Raw genomic sequence first — 17,243 nt, forward strand, 5'->3', positions numbered from 1 at the left:
CCCGGTTGGTAAGGTTACAAAAAAGCTGTCATGTTAAATAATTGATCTCTGATTTTAAGTATCCAGCGCTTGAAGCTTTCAGGAGTGCGAAAGGGGTTTTATGGATAATCTTCGGGCATATTTGTTAAGGCTTCCACGTAGTCGCAAACGTATCTTGCAAGTCATCACTGACTGCTCGCTCGTCTGGGTAGCGTTGTGGATGTCATTCATCGTTCGCTTGGGTATTGACGAGATGATCAATCCGTTTACCCAGCATTTTTGGTTGTTCCTGGCTGCCCCGGTCATCGCGATTCCTCTTTTCATCCGCTTCGGAATGTACCGGGCGGTGATGCGTTACTTCGGTAACGATGCCCTGATTGCGATTATCAAGGCTGTCAGCCTTTCTGCCCTGATTCTCGGGGTGGTGGTGTTTTGGTACAGCAATCATCAGAACGTTGTCCCGCGGTCAATTATTTTTAACTACTGGTGGCTTAGCCTGATCATGGTGGGAGGGCTTCGTCTCGCTATGCGCCAGTATTTTCTGGGTGACTGGTTTGCAGCGGCACAACATGTGCCGTTTACCAATCGTGACGATGGGCTGCCACGCGTAGCTATTTATGGAGCCGGCGCGGCTGGGAACCAATTGGTTGCAGCACTTCGGATGGGGCGCGCGATGCGCCCGGTTGCATTCATTGATGATGATAAAAGCATCGCTGATCGCGTGATCTCTGGCTTGCAGGTGTATAAGCCCAAGCATATTCAACGCATGATTGATGTTACCGGGGCGCAGGAAATTCTACTTGCGGTTCCATCAGTGAATCGTGCTCGCCGCCGTGAGATTCTTGGCTTTCTGGAGCGATTCCCACTGCACGTACGAAGTATACCGGGGTTCATGGACCTCGCCAGCGGGCGAGTCAAGGTCGACGATATTCAAGAGGTTGATATCGCGGACCTGCTCGGTCGGGATGCTGTGCCAGCACAGGGTGATTTACTGGAGCATTGCATCAAGGATCAATCGGTTCTCGTCACGGGCGCCGGCGGCTCTATCGGCTCCGAGCTTTGTCGTCAGATCCTGGTCCTGCAACCGACGACGCTTTTGTTGTTCGAACACAGTGAGTTCAATCTTTACAGTATTCTGTCGGAGTTGGAACAGCGTATATCACGAGAGTCGCTGTCTGTACGTCTGTTACCAATACTTGGTTCTGTGCGTAATCAGGACAAACTTCTAGATGTAATGAAAACCTGGCATGTCGATACGGTGTATCACGCTGCCGCTTATAAACATGTCCCGATGGTTGAGCACAATATTGCCGAAGGGGTGTGGAACAATGTAGTTGGTACGTTGAATACCGCACAAGCCGCTCTTCAGGCCGGAGTTTCGAATTTCGTACTGATCTCTACGGATAAGGCTGTGCGTCCTACGAACGTCATGGGCAGTACGAAGCGGTTGGCGGAGTTGACGCTGCAGGCATTGAGCCGCGAGGTGGCTCCGGTGATGTTTGGCGATAAGACCAATGTCTCTCGAGTCAATAAAACCAGGTTTACCATGGTGCGATTCGGCAATGTACTAGGGTCTTCCGGCTCGGTAATTCCGCTGTTTCACAAACAGATCATGTCCGGCGGTCCTTTAACGGTTACTCATCCGAAAATAACCCGTTACTTTATGACCATCCCGGAAGCGGCCCAGCTTGTGATTCAAGCTGGCTCGATGGGGCAGGGGGGGGATGTTTTTGTTCTGGATATGGGTGAACCGGTAAAAATTGTCGAGCTTGCGGAGAAAATGATTCATCTCTCCGGCTTGAGCGTACGTTCGGAAAAAAATCAACATGGCGATATCTCCATTCAGTTCACCGGTCTGAGACCTGGTGAGAAGCTTTATGAAGAATTGCTTATTGGGGATAACGTTGCGGCTACGCCGCACCCGATGATCATGACAGCCAACGAAGACTATCTCAGTTGGGATGTCCTTAAAGTCAGGCTGAGTGAGTTACTGTCGGCTGTTGAGCGCGATGATTACACTCAAGTGCGTCAAATCTTACGTGAAACGGTGAGTGGCTATACCCCCGACGGGGAGATCGTCGACTGGATTTTCCAGCAGCGCCGCCTCGAACCCTGATTGTTTCATATCCTGTAACGTACACATTTTTGACAGTTCCATGAGATCGCCTAAGTTTGGAGAGCAGCTTTGGAAAAGCTGCTTTCTCAGACGATGGCATGGAGCTTCACTTATGCGTACAAGCAGTTTCTACTCCCTGGTTTTCGCCCTTCTTGCAAGCGCCTCTCTTGCGGCAATCGCCGCGCCTGTCAACCCACCCGAGTTGAAGAATGCTCCTCTGGTGCAGGATGTAGCCGCCAAGGCACAGTCCGGAAAAGTCGATCTCAATAGTGCTGATGCACCTACGTTGCAACGTGAGTTGGCTGGGGTGGGCGAGGCAAAAGCCAAGGCGATTGTTGCTTATCGTGAAAGTAATGGTGCGTTTGCTTCAGTTGACGAATTACTGGAAGTGAAGGGTATCGGGAAAGCGATTCTGGATAGGAATCGCGAGAAGATCGAGGTGAACTAATAGTGTGATTGAATGACAAAGGCCGATCATTGATCGGCCTTTTTATTTGTGCGAGAGATTAATCTCGAAAGTTTCTACTGCGGTGTGTTTGTTAATCGGTTTTTTTCGGTAGCAAGGTTGCCCGAACGAAAGCAAGCAGGGTGCCGAGCAGTAATCCGAATATCAGCCCTGCGCCGACGATCAATGCTTTTTTCGGTTTGATAGGAAATGGTGGAGGCGAAGCAGTTCTGTCGATATTAACCAAGTTGAACTGGTCAGACTCGATATGTATGTTTTTCAAGTGCGCCAATTCTTCGCGGATTTTACTCAAGCCTTTCAAGAAAAGCTCTTCGTTATTGCGTTGCCGCAGCAAAGCGACCTCGCGGTTGTTGGCAAGGAGGGTGAGTTCTTTTTGAATCTCATCAATACGAGGCTCGGTAAAATCATCAGAGTTTCGCGAGACCAATGTCGCACGCTCTGCTTCTAGCGCCGACTGACCCATAAAATATAGTGGGATTTGTTGGTTGCTTACTTCTGTACGAATCATGTTGCCCTGCCGTGTTTGCCCGGAGTCTCCAAGGGCAGATGGCGTAGTAGGGGCAACAATACCCAGCTTCTTGGCAATTGTTATTGCCTCATCCAGTTGTTTGATGCGATTTTGTCGGCGAGTTTGAAGCTGCTGACGCAAAGCCTTGAGTTCGTCTTGAAGCATCTCTTTTTTTAGCTGATCCTTTTCAAGGAGTTCGGCAATCTTTGAGTCCTTATCGGCTTCATATGCTGCTTTCCTCGAGAGCAACTTTCTTTCGGTTTGTGCAATTCGGTTGTCAATAAGAGTTTTCAAGTCCGATTCGACTTTCTCTTTTTCACGTTTGACGACGAAGTCGGTAAAGTTGTTAACAATAGCGACACCATCCATTCCCAATGGGTACTCAACACCAAACTGAATGGCTTCCGAAAGATTGGCGGTTTTTTTAGGGTCGATTTGATCGACTGTAAAGCCATTGGTGTTGAAACGCTCAAGCGTTTCTTCGAGTGATTTACCATTTACTTGAATTGGCGCGAGCAATTCCGGGTTGGCCTGAAAAAATTTCAAGCGTACGGAATACGACTCCATGGAAGAACCGATACGTCTTAATGACTCTTCTGGTTTGATTGTGTAAAGACCGGTTCCATTTAACATGTCCAGGTCAGTTGAGGCGACCGGCCTGATATAGTTTTGTACTTTATATTGGGGTTGTGCCGTTAATGCATAAGTAATTGCGAGCGCCGTGGAAAGACCGGTAAAGAGTAGAATTATCCCTCTTTGTTTCCATAGATTGCGTATAAATTCTGCAACATCAATTTCATGATGCTCAATGTCGGGGCTTATTTTTGCAGGGAAGTTCATGAAACCCTCAATTTATAAAAGTCAGCTGCCGTTGAGGGGTGCTCAATAGGTTTAGCTGATGAGTCTGAAAAAACATTTAGAAATATTTCGCATTCTCCCGTATCTAAATTCTCACGGCAAGCAGTTGATAATTGAAACTGTCAATTTTTGTAGCCAGTTCTGGTTCGTTTTGCTGAATCGATAACGCATGCGGAATGCAGCAGGTTGGTTGCCTTGGTTCTGTACGAAATCAGTCGAAACCAATTTGAATTCCACAGGCGTCGAGATTCAGTAAAGTCCGCGCCCATCAAAGGCGGGAGCCCATGATGGCCTAACGGTATGAACTCCCCGACGCAGCCTGGGATTTGGTTGCGGATGTATTCGATGAACCTCGTCGTAGCGGGCGCCCACGAACAGATGACCGTTTAATGCTTAACGGCGTCCTTTGGGTGCTCTGTTCTGGTGCTGCTTGGCGTGACATGCCTGAGCGTTTCGGCCCTTGGTCAACGGTTTATCAACGTTTTCGTGACTGGCGCAATCGCGGAACGTTTGACCAGATGCTAAAGAGGCTTCACATCAATCTGAACGAGCAAGGGTTCATTGATCTGGAAACTTGGATGATTGACTCCACGGCAGTACGCGCAACCCGGGCCTCTTCTGGTGCTGGGAAAAAAGGGGGCCTGAAGAACCGCAAGATCATGCGCTCGGCCGCAGCCGGGGCGGCCTGACCACCAAGATTAACATGCTGTGCGATGCCAACGGTTTACCCCTGACATTTCTATTGTCGGGCGGACAAGCCAGTGACATCGCTTATGCCCAACCGTTGCTGGATGAGGCGTACATACCAAGCTTGCGCGGCGGCCCTCGCAAACGCTGCCGATGGCTGTTGGCTGATAAAGGCTATGACGCCGAAGCTTTGCGTCGTTACTGCGACCGCTATCGGATGCAGCCGGTGATTCCTCTGCGCAGCATGAAGCGCAAACCCAAGCCGGGTTTGCCGAGACTGTTTGATCGTCCCAAGTACCGGCAGCGCAACATCATCGAGCGTATGTTCGGATGGCTGAAAGAAAACCGCCGCATCCTTACGCGCTTCGACAAACTCGCGAAAAGTTATGCGGCGATGGTCTCGCTGGCCTGCGCCATGCGGTATTTACGACATTACTTTTCGTACAGAGCCTAGTGTGCATCCGCAGTTAATCGATTATCGCTCGATTGTTGGTTAGGGATAGAAGCAGGCTGTATCGCAGGGCACCTGTCCGCTGGTCCGAGGCTGAAATTATGTGTGTCATATATTTCTTAAATTATGCCTATAATAAATCGCCATCCCATTCCTCGCATTTCTTCAGGAGCACACTCATGAATTCAGTCCTGTCCCAAGGTACGGCACTCGTCACCGGCGCTTCCTCCGGTATCGGGGCGGTTTACGCTGAGCGGTTGGCAGCCCGCGGTTTTGATTTGTTGTTGGTGGCTCGTGACGAGCAGCGACTGGAGATGGCGGCGAGCAAGCTACGCTCGGAGCACGGGGTCAAGGTGGAAGTACTGAAGGCGGATCTCACTCAAAAGGAAGACGTGCGGCAAATCGAACAGCGGTTACGCAGCGATTCGAGTATCAGCCTTTTGCTCAATAACGCCGGTGTGGCGGCGGACGGGCTATTGGCTAATGCCGATACTGATCAACTGGAACGAATGATTCAGTTGAATATCACCGCTGTCACGCGATTGGCCGCAGCGGCGGCAGCCAGTTTTACCAAGGCCGGGCGCGGCACGATTATCAATATTGCATCGGTGGTGGCCTTGTTTCCTGAGCGCTTCAACGCGACGTATAGCGCCAGCAAGGCTTACGTATTGAGTTTGACTCAATCGTTGAGCGCCGAACTGAATGGCACCGGAGTGAAGATCCAGGCGGTGCTGCCCGGCGTGACACGTACTGAAATCTGGGAGCGCTCCGGTATCGATGCCTCACAGATTCCTGCGGAGATGGTGATGGAGGCCGGTGTAATGGTCGATGCAGCGTTGTCGGGCCTGGATTCGGGTGAGTTGATCACGATTCCTTCGTTGCCCGATGCAGCGGACTGGGATTCGTTCGTGGCGGCGCGTTTTGTGATGGCGCCTAACCTTTCCAAAAGCACGGCGGCTGCCCGTTATCGGTAAGCGCCATCAACTGGCTAGAGGTGTGTGCGGTATGAGTGATCGTCGAGTGGTAGTCACGGGCATGGGCCTGGTATCCCCTCTGGGGAGCGGCGTCGAAACAGTCTGGCAGCGCCTGTTGGCCGGGCGCTCCGGGTTGCGCAATCTGCCGGAAGACGTGGTGGCCGACCTGCCGGCAAAAGTCGGCGGCGCAGTACCAACGCTGGCTGATGACCCGGAAGCCGGGTTCGATCCGGACCGGGCAACGCCGCCCAAGGAACAGAAGAAGATGGACCGCTTCATTCTGTTCGCCATGGAAGCCGCGCGTCAGGCACTGGAGCAAGCCGGCTGGCAAGCGCTGGATGCCGATGCCCAGGAGCGCACGGCCACCATCATCGGTTCAGGCGTGGGTGGTTTCGGCGCGATTGCCGACGCGGTGCGCACCACCGACAGCCGTGGTCCGCGACGTTTGTCGCCATTCACCATCCCGTCGTTTCTGGTCAACCTTGCGGCAGGCCATGTGTCGATCCAGCATGGCTTCAAGGGGCCATTGGGCGCGCCGGTCACGGCATGCGCCGCCGGGGTTCAGGCGATTGGTGACGCGGCGCGGTTGATTCGTGCGGGGGAGGCGGACATCGCGGTGTGCGGCGGAGCGGAAGCGGCGATCGATCGGGTCAGCCTTGCCGGGTTTGCGGCAGCTCGCGCCTTGTCCAGCGCTTACAATGAAACGCCCGAGCGTGCTTCGCGACCTTTCGACAGCGGCCGCGACGGTTTTGTCATGGGGGAAGGGGCCGGACTGCTGGTCATCGAGTCTCTGGACCATGCACTGGCTCGCGGTGCTCAACCACTGGCGGAGCTGGTCGGCTACGGTACCAGCGCCGATGCCTATCACCTGACCGCCGGCCCCGAGGATGGCAGCGGTGCGCGGCGCGCGATGTCGCTGGCATTGGCACAGGCCGGTGTTTCACCGGCTCAGATCCAGCATCTGAATGCTCATGCAACCTCGACTCCGGTGGGGGATCTGGGGGAGCTGGCGGCGATCAAGGCATTGTTCGGGGCGCAAAATGGCATCGCTGTGACATCGACCAAGTCGGCGACCGGACATTTGCTCGGCGCAGCCGGTGGACTCGAAGCGATCTTTACGCTGCTGGCGATCCGCGACCAGATCGTGCCGGCAACGCTCAATTTCGAGAACCCGGACCCTGCAACTGAAGGCGTGGATATCGTTCATGGCAACGCGCGGCCGATGACCATCGAATACGCGTTGTCCAACGGCTTCGGATTTGGCGGGGTCAATGCCAGCGTATTGTTCAAGCGCTGGCAGGGTTAGCCCTGAGAGTTTTTCAGGTGTTCGCGTGCGACGTCGAGAATCCGTTGGGCAAACTCGGCGTCGGCAACGCTGCGCGATAACAGCAAGGCTCCGACCAGCGTAGACATGATGACGATGCTGCGGTCGGCGGTGTGCTCTCCGTCAAGGGTGTGCTGGATCTGATCGAGTCGCGCCTGGAGCACGACGTCGCTGGTCGGACTCGGTTGACCACGCAGCCCCAGTTCCGAAGAAATAGTCAGCAGCGGGCAGCCTTCGTGGGGTGAGGTTTGATGCCATTCGGACAGGTAAGCGTCGATGAAGGCTTCGAGTGGCTGTTCCTCTGCGAAGATTTGCGCGCACAACTCGTCGACTTGTGCGCCAGCCTCCTGCAAGGCTTTCTCTACCAGTTCGTCTTTGGACTTGAAGTGCGAGTAAAAGCCACCGTGGGTCAAGCCCAGAGCTTTCATCAGGGGTTGCAGCCCGGTCGCGCCGATACCGTCGCGTCGAAATCGCGCTGAAGCTTCCTTGATTATGCGTTGGTGGGTCTGGGCTTTATGGTCCTGCGAGTAACGCATCTGATATCTCCGCATCAATGCGGCCATATTAACCAATGGAAATTGCATGGTGACTGTACTTCTACTTCTAATAAACATGCAGATGCTTCGATATGGGTGCAAAGCGGCATGATTCCGGGAGATTTCACGCAAAAACAAACCCCGCCGTTCAAGGCGGGGTTTTCAGTCAGCGGTCCTGCGCTTCCTTGGCGTCCATTTCCGCATTGCGTTCGGCGACGCGCTTGCGTTGTTCTTCGGTCAGTTCGACCTTGTTGGCGGTGTCGCGCAGCAGCATCAGACCACCAACGATCGAGCCGATGGCAACGACCAGAATCAACCAGGCATACCAGGGCATAGGACTCTCCTTGAAAGCAGGCGGTCGGCGAGGGCTCGCCAACCGATCGTGCATACCACTTTGAGTGATGGGGTTTCATCGCAGTTCCATCGCTATCACCCCCATTCTATGCCTGTTGTTCAAGGTTGACTCGAACGCTTTCAATGTCCGGTCAGCATCGCATCCGCCGGCGCTTCGGCGCGCAGTTGTGCGGTGAGCATGAAGTACACGAAACCTGCCGCCATGAAGCCCAGGAAGATCAGGCCGATCAACGTGTTGAACCAGGCCATCGCCACCAGGCACACCACTGCCAGCATCAGTGCAATGAACGGCACCAGCGGGTAGCAAGGGGCGCGGAAGGTGCGTTCCAGGTTCGGCTCGGTTTTACGCAGTTTGAACAGGCTGAGCATGCTCATGATGTACATCACGATGGCGCCGAACACGGCCATGGTGATCATCGCGGCGGTCAGCGTCATGCCGCCGAGGTTGATCAAGCCGTCGCTGTAGATGGCTGCAGTGCCGATGACACCGCCGGCGATGATCGCCCGGTGCGGAGTTTGAAAACGCGACAGTCTGGCCAGGGACGCCGGCAGGTAACCGGCCCGGGCGAGGGCGAAGAACTGCCGCGAATAGCCAAGTATGATCCCGTGGAAACTCGCCACCAGACCAAACAGGCCGATCCACACCAGCATGTGCAGCCAGCCCGAGCTTTCGCCTACCACGGTTTTCATCGCCTGGGGCAGCGGGTCGTTGATGTTCGACAGGGTGCGCCAGTCGCCGACGCCACCGGCGAAGAACATCACACCCATCGCCAGCAGCACCAGGGTCAGGATACCGCTGATGTAAGCCTTGGGAATCGTGCGTTTCGGGTCCTTGGCTTCTTCGGCGGCCATGGCAGCGCCTTCGATGGCGAGGAAGAACCAGATGGCGAAGGGGATCGCCGCGAACATCCCGGCAATCGCCGGAGCACCGAATACATCGGAACCGGCCCAGCCATTGAGGTCGAAATGGCTGAAGCTGAATGCCGGGGCGACCACACCCATGAACACCAGCAATTCTGCGACCGCCAACACGCAGACCACCAGTTCGAAGGTGGCTGCCAGTTTCACGCCGAGGATGTTGAGGCCCATGAATACGATGTAGGCACCGACTGCCGCGTGTTTCGGGTCCAGGGCTGGAAACTGGACATTGAGGTAGGCGCCGATGGCCAGGGCAATCGCCGGTGGGGCGAAGACGAATTCGATCAGTGTCGCCAGCCCGGCGATCAATCCGCCTTTCTCGCCAAAGGCGCGACGACTGTAGGCAAAGGGACCGCCGGCATGGGGAATGGCGGTGGTCAGCTCGGTGAAACTGAAGATGAAGCAGGTGTACATGGTGGCAACCATGAACGAGGTCACCAGAAAGCCCAAGGTCCCGGCCACGCCCCAGCCATAGCTCCAGCCGAAATACTCTCCGGAAATCACCAGCCCGACCGCAATGCCCCACAGGTGCAAGGTGCCCAGCGTGGGTTTGAGTTGTGTGTTCATGGGTTTGCTCCCTGAGTGGTTTGGAAAGCTCGGGGGAGGCCAGTGCAGTGGGCGTGCCATTTCGCGATTGTGCGTCGTAATGGGCTGAAAGCTGTCGTATCGGGGATATTCGCCACTGGATGCGCGAATTTTGTGCGTCAGTCAGGGGCGCAGTTGTTGCAAATGCGGCTTTCGCGAGCAAGACCGCAGACCCGCTCCCCAACACTGCTGCAACACGCAGGTTTGGTATTTAAATGCAGGTGCGGGCAGCGGTTGATGCTCAGGCTTGCTGAGTGAGGCACTCGCACAACGCGGTTTGCCAGTCTGGTTGACTGACACCCCAATCGCGCTGCAAGCGACTGCAATCCAGGCGCGAGTTGAGCGGCCGGGCTGCGGGTGTCGGGTAGTCGCTGGACGGGATAGGTAACAGGTCGGCGCAGGGCTTGCCCTGTTGTCGCAATGCTTGGCCGATAGCCTGGGCGAAGCCGAACCAGGAGGTTTCACCTTGAGCGCTCAGGTGATAAGTACCCCAGTTGGCAACGTCGTTCGCCTGCCAGCGTTCAATCAGGGCGAGGGTGCTGTTGGCGATTGTACCGGCCCATGTAGGTGCGCCGATTTGATCGGCGACTACGCGTAACTCCGGTTTCTCTTGCAGCAAACGCTGCATCGTCAGCAGAAAGTTGCGGCCATGAGTTGAATAGACCCAACTGGTACGCAGGATCAGATGCTTACCTTGCACGTCCCTGATGGCCTGTTCGCCGGCCAGTTTGCTCTTGCCGTACACCCCGAGCGGATTTGGCGTGTCGTCCTCGTTGTAAGGTCCGACTTTCGTCCCGTCGAATACATAGTCCGTGGAGTAATGTATCAACGGGATGTCGAGAGCCAGCGCTTCTTCTGCAAGGATGCCGGGAGCTACCGCGTTTATGGCAAAGGCTGATTGCGGCTCGCTTTCTGCCAGATCAACCGCTGTATGGGCCGCGGCGTTAATGATCAGATTGGGCCGGACGTTTTGCACCTGACGGCGAATCTGATCGGGTTGCGCGAGATCGAGCTGATCGCGACCCAATACGATCAGTTCGCCGACAGCCCCCAGCCGCTGCTGTAATTCATGTGAAACCTGACCGTGTCGGCCATTGATGAGTATTTTCACGGGAACAGTCCAGTCTCGTTACCGGGCGAATCGGGCTCGCACAGATTCATTGCTCTTCCCCCGCCAGTTTGGCCAGGTACTGACCATACCCGGTTTTGCCAAAGTACCGGGCGCGCTCCAGCAACTGTTCGCGGTCGATCCAGGCATTTTCATAGGCGATCTCTTCGAGACAGGCGACCTTGAGGCCTTGGCGGTGTTCGATGGTCTGCACGTACTGAGAGGCTTCGAGCAAGCTATCGTGGGTGCCGGTGTCGAGCCAGGCGAAACCTCGACCAAAACGCTCGACCTGCAGATCGCCACGTTGCAGATAGGCATTGTTGACGTCGGTGATTTCCAACTCGCCGCGAGGCGAAGGCTTCACCGCCTTGGCGATCTCGATCACATCGTTGTCGTAGAAATACAGGCCGGTAACGGCATAGCTGGATTTCGGCTTTTTCGGTTTCTCTTCGATCGATAGCGCACGGCCATCTTTGTCGAAATCGATCACGCCGAAGCGCTCGGGGTCTTTGACCCAGTAACCGAACACGGTGGCACCGCAAGTGCGTTTTGCCGCGTTCTGCAATTGTTCGCCAAAGTGCTGGCCATGGAAGATGTTGTCGCCCAGGATCAGGCACACGGGGTCATCGCCAATGAACTCTTCGCCAATCAGAAAAGCCTGGGCCAGACCGTCCGGTGAGGGTTGCTCGGCGAAGCTGAAATTCACCCCGAACTGGCTGCCGTCACCTAGCAGATTGCGATACTGGGGCAGATCCTGCGGGGTGGAGATCAGCAGAATATCCTTGATGCCGGCCAGCATCAGCACCGAGATCGGATAGTAGATCATTGGCTTGTCGTACACCGGCAACAGCTGTTTCGACACTCCAAGCGTAATCGGGTGCAGGCGCGTGCCCGAGCCACCCGCCAAAACGATGCCTTTCATCATGCGAGCAGCTCCTTGGGATTGATGGCGCCAAGGCGTTCGCCCTGATAGCTGCCGTCTTGGACGCGGCGGCACCATTCCATATTGTCCAGATACCATTGAACGGTTTTGCGCAGGCCGGTTTCGAAGGTCTCCTCGGGCACCCAGCCCAGTTCGCGTTCAATCTTGCTGGCGTCGATGGCGTAGCGCAGGTCATGACCAGGGCGATCCTGGACGAACGTGATCAGATCGGCGTAATGCGCAACGCCCTCAGGCTTGTGCGGTGCCAGTTCTTCAAGCAGGGCGCAGATGCCACGCACCACGTCGATGTTCTTTTGTTCGTTGTGCCCACCGATGTTGTAGGTCTCGCCGACGGTGCCGGTGGTCACCACTTTGAGCAGTGCCCGGGCGTGATCTTCGACGAACAGCCAGTCGCGCACTTGCAGGCCATTGCCATACACCGGCAGCGGCTTGCCGGCCAAGGCATTGAGGATGACCAGCGGAATCAGTTTCTCGGGGAAGTGGAACGGCCCGTAATTGTTCGAGCAATTGGTCAGCAGCACCGGCAAGCCATAGGTTCGCTGCCAGGCGCGGACCAGGTGGTCGGACGCAGCCTTGCTGGCGGAGTAGGGCGAGCTCGGCGCGTAGGGCGTCGTTTCCGTAAACAGATCGTCGACACCGTGCAGGTCGCCGTAAACTTCGTCAGTGGAAATGTGATGAAAGCGGAAGGCGCTTTTCTCAGGCTCCGGGAGTTCTTGCCAATAGGCACGGGTGGCTTCGAGCAGGCTGTAGGTGCCGACAATGTTGGTCTGGATGAACTCCGATGGCCCGTCGATGGAACGATCGACGTGGGACTCGGCTGCCAGGTGCATGATCGCGTGAGGCCGGAAACGCGCCAGCACTGCACTGACGGTCGCCTGATCGACAATATCGGCCTGAACGAACTCATAGCGAGTGTCGTTGGCAATGCTGGTCAGCGATTCGAGATTGCCGGCATACGTCAGTTTGTCCAGGTTGAGCACATCATGCTCAGTGTGTTGAATCAGCTCGCGGACAAGGGCCGAGCCTATGAAACCGGCTCCGCCGGTAATAAGGATACGCACGTTGGGCCAGCCTTTTTCAGTAATGCGAATAGCGGTAGCTTGCAGGCGCGAGCGGGGAGGTGCAAGAGTTCTTGACCCCATTCGGTTGCGTCGCGCCAATCGGGCGGGATTATCCATGACTTGCCGCCTTCACTCACTACTCTTGCGAACAATTTAGAGTTCTACCTGCGACACTCCCGGTTTTTCCGCACCGGGAGCTCCTCCCCGCACTCTGTAACCCCGGCGTAAACCCACTCTTTACGCTTTCTTTATGCCTGGCGCGCCCCCTCGATCTCGTTCCTTTACAGCCTCCTTTCCGACAATGACTCCACACGCGGCAATACGCCGTAACACGGAGAACTTCCATGAGCGTTCTGGACGGGGTGTCGCTGCTGCTCGCAGTGGGGCTGTTCATCTATCTGTTGGTTGCGCTGTTGCGCGCGGACCGGAACTAGGAGCGGCTATGCACAGTTATGACTATTGGCTGATCCTCGGGTTTTTCGCCCTGGTATTGGTCCCGGCGCCGTTTCTCGGGCGCTTCTACTACAAGGTGATGGAAGGGCAGCGCACGTGGCTGTCGCCGGTCCTCGGGCCAGTCGAACGTGGCTGTTACCGACTGGCCGGGGTTGACCCGCAAGCCGAACAGAGCTGGCAGAAATACGCCCTGGCCTTGCTTGCCTTCAACCTCGCGGGTTTCCTGCTGTTGTTCACCATCTTGCTGTTCCAGGACCACCTGCCGCTGAATCCGCAGAACCTGCCGGGTCAGGAGTGGACGCTGGCGTTCAACACCGCCGTCAGCTTCATGACCAACACCAACTGGCAGGCCTATAGCGGCGAAGCATCCCTGAGCTACTTGAGCCAGATGGTAGGCCTCACCGTGCAGAACTTCGTCAGCGCCGCCACCGGCCTGGCGGTACTGGTCGCGCTGTGTCGCGGCATCGGCCGCAAGTCCACTCGAACCCTGGGCAACTTCTGGGTCGACATGACCCGCGCCACCCTCTACGGCTTGCTGCCGTTGTGCCTGCTGCTGGCGCTGTACCTGGTCTGGCAGGGCGTGCCGCAAACCTTCGCGCAGTACGTGAATGCGGTGACGATGCAAGGTGTTGACCAAGTGATCCCGCTAGGGCCGGCTGCCAGCCAGATTGCGATCAAGCAACTGGGCACCAACGGTGGCGGTTTCTTTGGCGTGAACTCGGCGCATCCGTTCGAGAACCCGACGGCCTGGAGCAACCTGTTCGAAATGGCCTCGATCATTTTGATCCCCGTCGCGCTGGTGTTCACCTTCGGCCATTACGTGAAGGACCTGCGCCAGAGCCGGGCGATCATCGCCTGCATGTTGGCGTTGTTCCTGATCGGCGGCGCGACCTCGCTATGGGCTGAATGCCAGCCGAACCCGGCCCTGAACAATGTCGCCGTCGAACAGACCGCGCCGCTCGAAGGCAAGGAAGCGCGCTTCGGCACTACCGCCACTGTGTTGTGGTCGGTGACCACCACGGCCGCGTCCAACGGTTCGGTGAACGGCATGCACGACAGCCTCAACCCGCTGAGCGGCATGGTGGCCCTGGTCAACATGATGGTGGGCGAAGTGATCTTCGGCGGCGTCGGTGCCGGGCTTTACGGCATGTTGCTCAACGTGCTGATCGCGGTGTTCCTCGCCGGCCTGATGATCGGTCGTACTCCGGAATACCTTGGCAAGAAACTGCAGGCCAAGGAAGTGCAATTGCTAGTGGTGACCCTGATGGTCATGCCGATTGGCGTACTGGTGCTCGGCGCGATCGCCGCCAGCCTGCCAGGCCCGGTGGCCGCAGTGAGCAACCCTGGGCCTCACGGATTCAGTCAGTTGCTCTACGCCTACACCTCGGCCAGTGCCAACAACGGTTCCGCCTTCGCGGGCCTCGGCGCCAACACACCCTTTCACAACTTGATGCTGGGCCTGGGCATGTTGATCGGTCGCTTCGGCTACATCCTCCCGGTCCTGGCCCTGGCCGGCAGCCTGGCGATGAAGAAAACCGCGCCGATCGGGCAGAACAGCTTCCCGACCCACGGCCCGCTGTTCGTGACCCTGCTGACCGTGACCATTTTGCTGGTGGGTGGCCTGACCTTCCTGCCGACGTTGGCGCTGGGTCCTATCGCTGAACACTTGAGCATGGGCTTCTGAGGAATCAATGATGAATATGCCCGTAACCAAAACCGTCGCCGCCAAAGCGCCGGAACAACCGAAAACCGCGATCTCGGCCTTGTGGCGCCCGGCGCTGGTGCAAGCCTTCGTCAAACTCGACCCACGGCAGTTGCAGCGTGCGCCGGTGATGCTGGTGGTCGAACTGACGGCGATCCTGACCACCGTGTTGTGCTTCATTCCCGACACGGCGGTGCCGACTTTCGTCGCCGCGCAAATCGCGGTGTGGCTGTGGTTCACCGTCCTGTTCGCCAACTTCGCCGAAGCCCTGGCCGAAGGTCGCGGCAAGGCCCGCGCCGACAGCCTCAAGGCCGGTAGCGAAGGCCTCAGCGCCCGGCGCAAGACCAGCAACGGCAGCTTTCAGGTGGTGCCAGCCGCCAACCTGCGCAAAGGCGATGTGGTGCGCGTCGAAGCGGGGGAGATGATCCCCGGTGACGGCGAGGTGATCGAAGGCATCGCGGCGGTCAACGAAGCGGCGATTACCGGTGAGTCGGCGCCGGTGATTCGCGAGTCCGGTGGCGACCGCTCGGCCGTTACCGGCAACACACGGCTGGTGTCGGACTGGCTGCTGGTGAAGATCACCGCCAACCCCGGCGAGTCGACCCTGGACCGCATGATCGCCCTGGTCGAAGGCGCCAAACGCCAGAAAACCCCGAACGAAGTGGCGCTCGATATCCTGCTGATCGGCCTGACCCTGATCTTCCTGCTGGTCGTGGTGACCCTGCAACCGTTCGCCCACTTCGCCAGTGGCAGCCTGCCGCTGGTGTTCCTGGTGGCGCTGTTGGTCACATTGATTCCGACCACCATCGGCGGTTTGCTCTCGGCCATCGGTATCGCCGGGATGGATCGGCTGGTACGTCTGAACGTGATCGCCAAGTCCGGTCGTGCGGTGGAAGCAGCGGGGGACGTGCACGTCCTGCTGCTGGACAAGACCGGCACCATCACCTTCGGTAACCGTCGTTGCTCGGCGGTGTACGCCGCGCCTGGCGTGACAGCCAGGGAGCTGGCCGAAGGCGCATTGCTGGCTTCGCTGGCCGACGACACTGCGGAAGGCAAGTCGATCGTCGAGTACCTGCGCGGCACTCATCCGCAACCGGAACCATCCGCTGACGTGCTGACAGCCGTGCCATTCAGTGCCGAAACCCGCTTGTCTGGTGTCGACTATCAAGGGCGCGTGTACCGCAAAGGTGCGGTGGATTCGTTGCTGGCGTTCGTGGGCCTCAAACGTGCGGACCTGGCACCGGCCTTGTCCCGTGAAATCGACAAGATCGCCCAAAGCGGTGGCACCCCGTTGTTGGTGTGTGCCGACGGCAAGTTGCTCGGGGCGATCCACCTCAAGGACGTGGTCAAGCCCGGTATCCGCGAGCGTTTCGCCGAGTTGCGCAAACTGGGGATCCGCACCGTCATGGTTACCGGCGACAACCCGTTGACCGCTGCTGCCATCGCCGCTGAGGCAGGTGTGGACGATGTGCTGGCGGAAGCCACGCCGGAGAAAAAACTGGCGCGTATTCGTCATGAGCAAAACGACGGTCGTCTGGTCGCCATGTGCGGCGACGGCGCCAACGACGCCCCGGCCCTGGCCCAGGCGGACGTCGGCATGGCGATGAATGACGGCACGCAAGCGGCCCGTGAAGCGGCCAACATGGTCGACCTCGACAGCGACCCGACCAAGCTGCTGGACGTGGTGCAAATCGGCAAGGAGTTGCTGGTTACCCGCGGTGCGCTGACGACCTTTTCCATCGCCAACGACGTGGCCAAGTACTTCGCAATCCTGCCGGCGCTGTTCGCCGCGATCTACCCGCAACTGGGCGTACTCAACGTGATGCACCTGAGCAGCCCGCAGAGCGCGATTCTCTCGGCGATCGTGTTCAACGCCCTGATCATTGTGGTGCTGATTCCGCTGGCGCTGCGCGGAGTGCGGGTTCACGCGGCAAGTGCGGCGGCGTTGCTGCGGCGCAATCTGCTGATCTACGGCCTGGGCGGGATCCTGGTGCCGTTCGTGGGCATCAAGGCGATCGACATGCTGTTGACGGCGTTGCATTGGGTTTGATGGCCGGTGCTGGTTTTTGTGGCGAGGGAGCTTGCTCCCGCTGGGCTGCGTAGCAGCCCCAACCCAACCGCCACGTTTTTTCAGGCACACCGCAGTCATTGGTCAGGCGGCTGCTTCGCACCCGAACGGGAGCAAGCTCCCTCGCCACAAGTGATGGGTGTGTCCGTGAG

General features: G+C 57.3%; 15 protein-coding genes. 8 read left to right on the top strand and 7 right to left on the bottom strand.

Going from position 1 to position 17,243, the window contains the following annotated elements; translation table 11 throughout:
- The first annotated feature begins 100 nt into the window (after window positions 1–100).
- Both KGA96_RS22720 and KGA96_RS22725 read left to right on the top strand, forming a co-directional pair.
- Window positions 101–2,095 (top strand): polysaccharide biosynthesis protein, encoded by a 1,995-nt coding sequence (locus KGA96_RS22720; RefSeq protein ID WP_223515035.1) that lies wholly within the window; start codon window positions 101–103, stop codon window positions 2,093–2,095.
- Window positions 2,096–2,207: 112 nt separating this feature from the next.
- Window positions 2,208–2,543 (top strand): ComEA family DNA-binding protein, encoded by a 336-nt coding sequence (locus KGA96_RS22725; RefSeq protein WP_046042619.1) that lies wholly within the window; start codon window positions 2,208–2,210, stop codon window positions 2,541–2,543.
- A 91-nt stretch (window positions 2,544–2,634) separates the two neighbouring features.
- On the opposite strand, the gene KGA96_RS22730 is transcribed toward KGA96_RS22725, so the two are convergent.
- The gene (locus KGA96_RS22730; RefSeq protein ID WP_223515037.1) at window positions 2,635–3,909 is read right to left on the bottom strand and encodes a Wzz/FepE/Etk N-terminal domain-containing protein; all 1,275 of its coding nucleotides are present in this window, start codon (window positions 3,907–3,909) and stop codon (window positions 2,635–2,637) included.
- 344 nt (window positions 3,910–4,253) lie between these two features.
- Here KGA96_RS22730 and KGA96_RS22735 point away from each other — a divergent pair.
- From KGA96_RS22735 to fabF, 3 genes are all read left to right on the top strand, one after another.
- Window positions 4,254–5,068 (top strand): IS5 family transposase gene (locus KGA96_RS22735; protein WP_223515040.1). Its coding sequence is split into 2 segments (ribosomal slippage): window positions 4,254–4,556 and window positions 4,559–5,068, totalling 813 coding nucleotides; the frame shifts between segments, so codons are not numbered across the junction.
- A 176-nt stretch (window positions 5,069–5,244) separates the two neighbouring features.
- The gene (locus tag KGA96_RS22740) at window positions 5,245–6,039 is read left to right on the top strand and encodes an SDR family NAD(P)-dependent oxidoreductase (protein WP_223515043.1); all 795 of its coding nucleotides are present in this window, start codon (window positions 5,245–5,247) and stop codon (window positions 6,037–6,039) included.
- Between the two features lie 31 nt (window positions 6,040–6,070).
- Window positions 6,071–7,345: a beta-ketoacyl-ACP synthase II gene (gene fabF / locus KGA96_RS22745; protein WP_046042627.1), complete on the top strand. Its 1,275-nt coding sequence runs from the start codon at window positions 6,071–6,073 to the stop codon at window positions 7,343–7,345.
- On the opposite strand, the gene KGA96_RS22750 is transcribed toward fabF, so the two are convergent.
- From KGA96_RS22750 to rfbB, 6 genes are all read right to left on the bottom strand, one after another.
- Window positions 7,342–7,899, bottom strand: a complete 558-nt coding sequence (locus KGA96_RS22750; protein ID WP_046042628.1) for a TetR/AcrR family transcriptional regulator — start codon at window positions 7,897–7,899, stop codon at window positions 7,342–7,344. The two genes, fabF and KGA96_RS22750, sit on opposite strands and share 4 nt — an antisense overlap.
- Before the next feature lie 166 nt (window positions 7,900–8,065).
- Entirely contained in the window at window positions 8,066–8,233 is a 168-nt protein-coding gene (locus KGA96_RS22755) for a DUF2897 family protein (protein ID WP_007985427.1), read from the bottom strand.
- A 140-nt stretch (window positions 8,234–8,373) separates the two neighbouring features.
- Window positions 8,374–9,738: an ethanolamine permease gene (eat, locus tag KGA96_RS22760; protein WP_223515045.1), complete on the bottom strand. Its 1,365-nt coding sequence runs from the start codon at window positions 9,736–9,738 to the stop codon at window positions 8,374–8,376.
- A gap of 259 nt (window positions 9,739–9,997) precedes the next feature.
- A complete protein-coding gene (rfbD, locus tag KGA96_RS22765; protein ID WP_223466009.1) occupies window positions 9,998–10,867 on the bottom strand; it encodes a dTDP-4-dehydrorhamnose reductase in 870 nt (289 codons plus the stop codon).
- 46 nt (window positions 10,868–10,913) lie between these two features.
- The gene (gene rfbA / locus KGA96_RS22770; RefSeq protein WP_223466008.1) at window positions 10,914–11,789 is read right to left on the bottom strand and encodes a glucose-1-phosphate thymidylyltransferase RfbA; all 876 of its coding nucleotides are present in this window, start codon (window positions 11,787–11,789) and stop codon (window positions 10,914–10,916) included.
- Window positions 11,786–12,868: a dTDP-glucose 4,6-dehydratase gene (gene rfbB, locus KGA96_RS22775; RefSeq protein ID WP_223466006.1), complete on the bottom strand. Its 1,083-nt coding sequence runs from the start codon at window positions 12,866–12,868 to the stop codon at window positions 11,786–11,788. Before rfbB ends, rfbA begins: the two co-directional genes overlap by 4 nt.
- Window positions 12,869–13,212: 344 nt before the next feature.
- On the opposite strand from rfbB, the gene kdpF reads away from it, so the two are divergent.
- Genes kdpF through kdpB form a run of 3 tightly spaced genes read left to right on the top strand, consistent with a single transcriptional unit; the run spans window position 13,213 to window position 17,073 of the window.
- On the top strand, window positions 13,213–13,302 hold the full coding sequence (kdpF, locus tag KGA96_RS22780) for a K(+)-transporting ATPase subunit F (RefSeq protein WP_007899818.1): 90 nt from the start codon (window positions 13,213–13,215) through the stop codon (window positions 13,300–13,302).
- An 8-nt stretch (window positions 13,303–13,310) separates the two neighbouring features.
- Complete coding sequence (gene kdpA / locus KGA96_RS22785; protein WP_223515046.1) at window positions 13,311–15,005, top strand: potassium-transporting ATPase subunit KdpA; 1,695 nt, start codon at window positions 13,311–13,313, stop codon at window positions 15,003–15,005.
- Between the two features lie 10 nt (window positions 15,006–15,015).
- The gene (gene kdpB / locus KGA96_RS22790) at window positions 15,016–17,073 is read left to right on the top strand and encodes a potassium-transporting ATPase subunit KdpB (RefSeq protein WP_046042631.1); all 2,058 of its coding nucleotides are present in this window, start codon (window positions 15,016–15,018) and stop codon (window positions 17,071–17,073) included.
- The last annotated feature ends 170 nt before the right edge of the window (window positions 17,074–17,243 follow it).

Source organism: Pseudomonas sp. GL-R-26, assembly GCF_019947365.1.
GTDB lineage: Bacteria > Pseudomonadota > Gammaproteobacteria > Pseudomonadales > Pseudomonadaceae > Aquipseudomonas.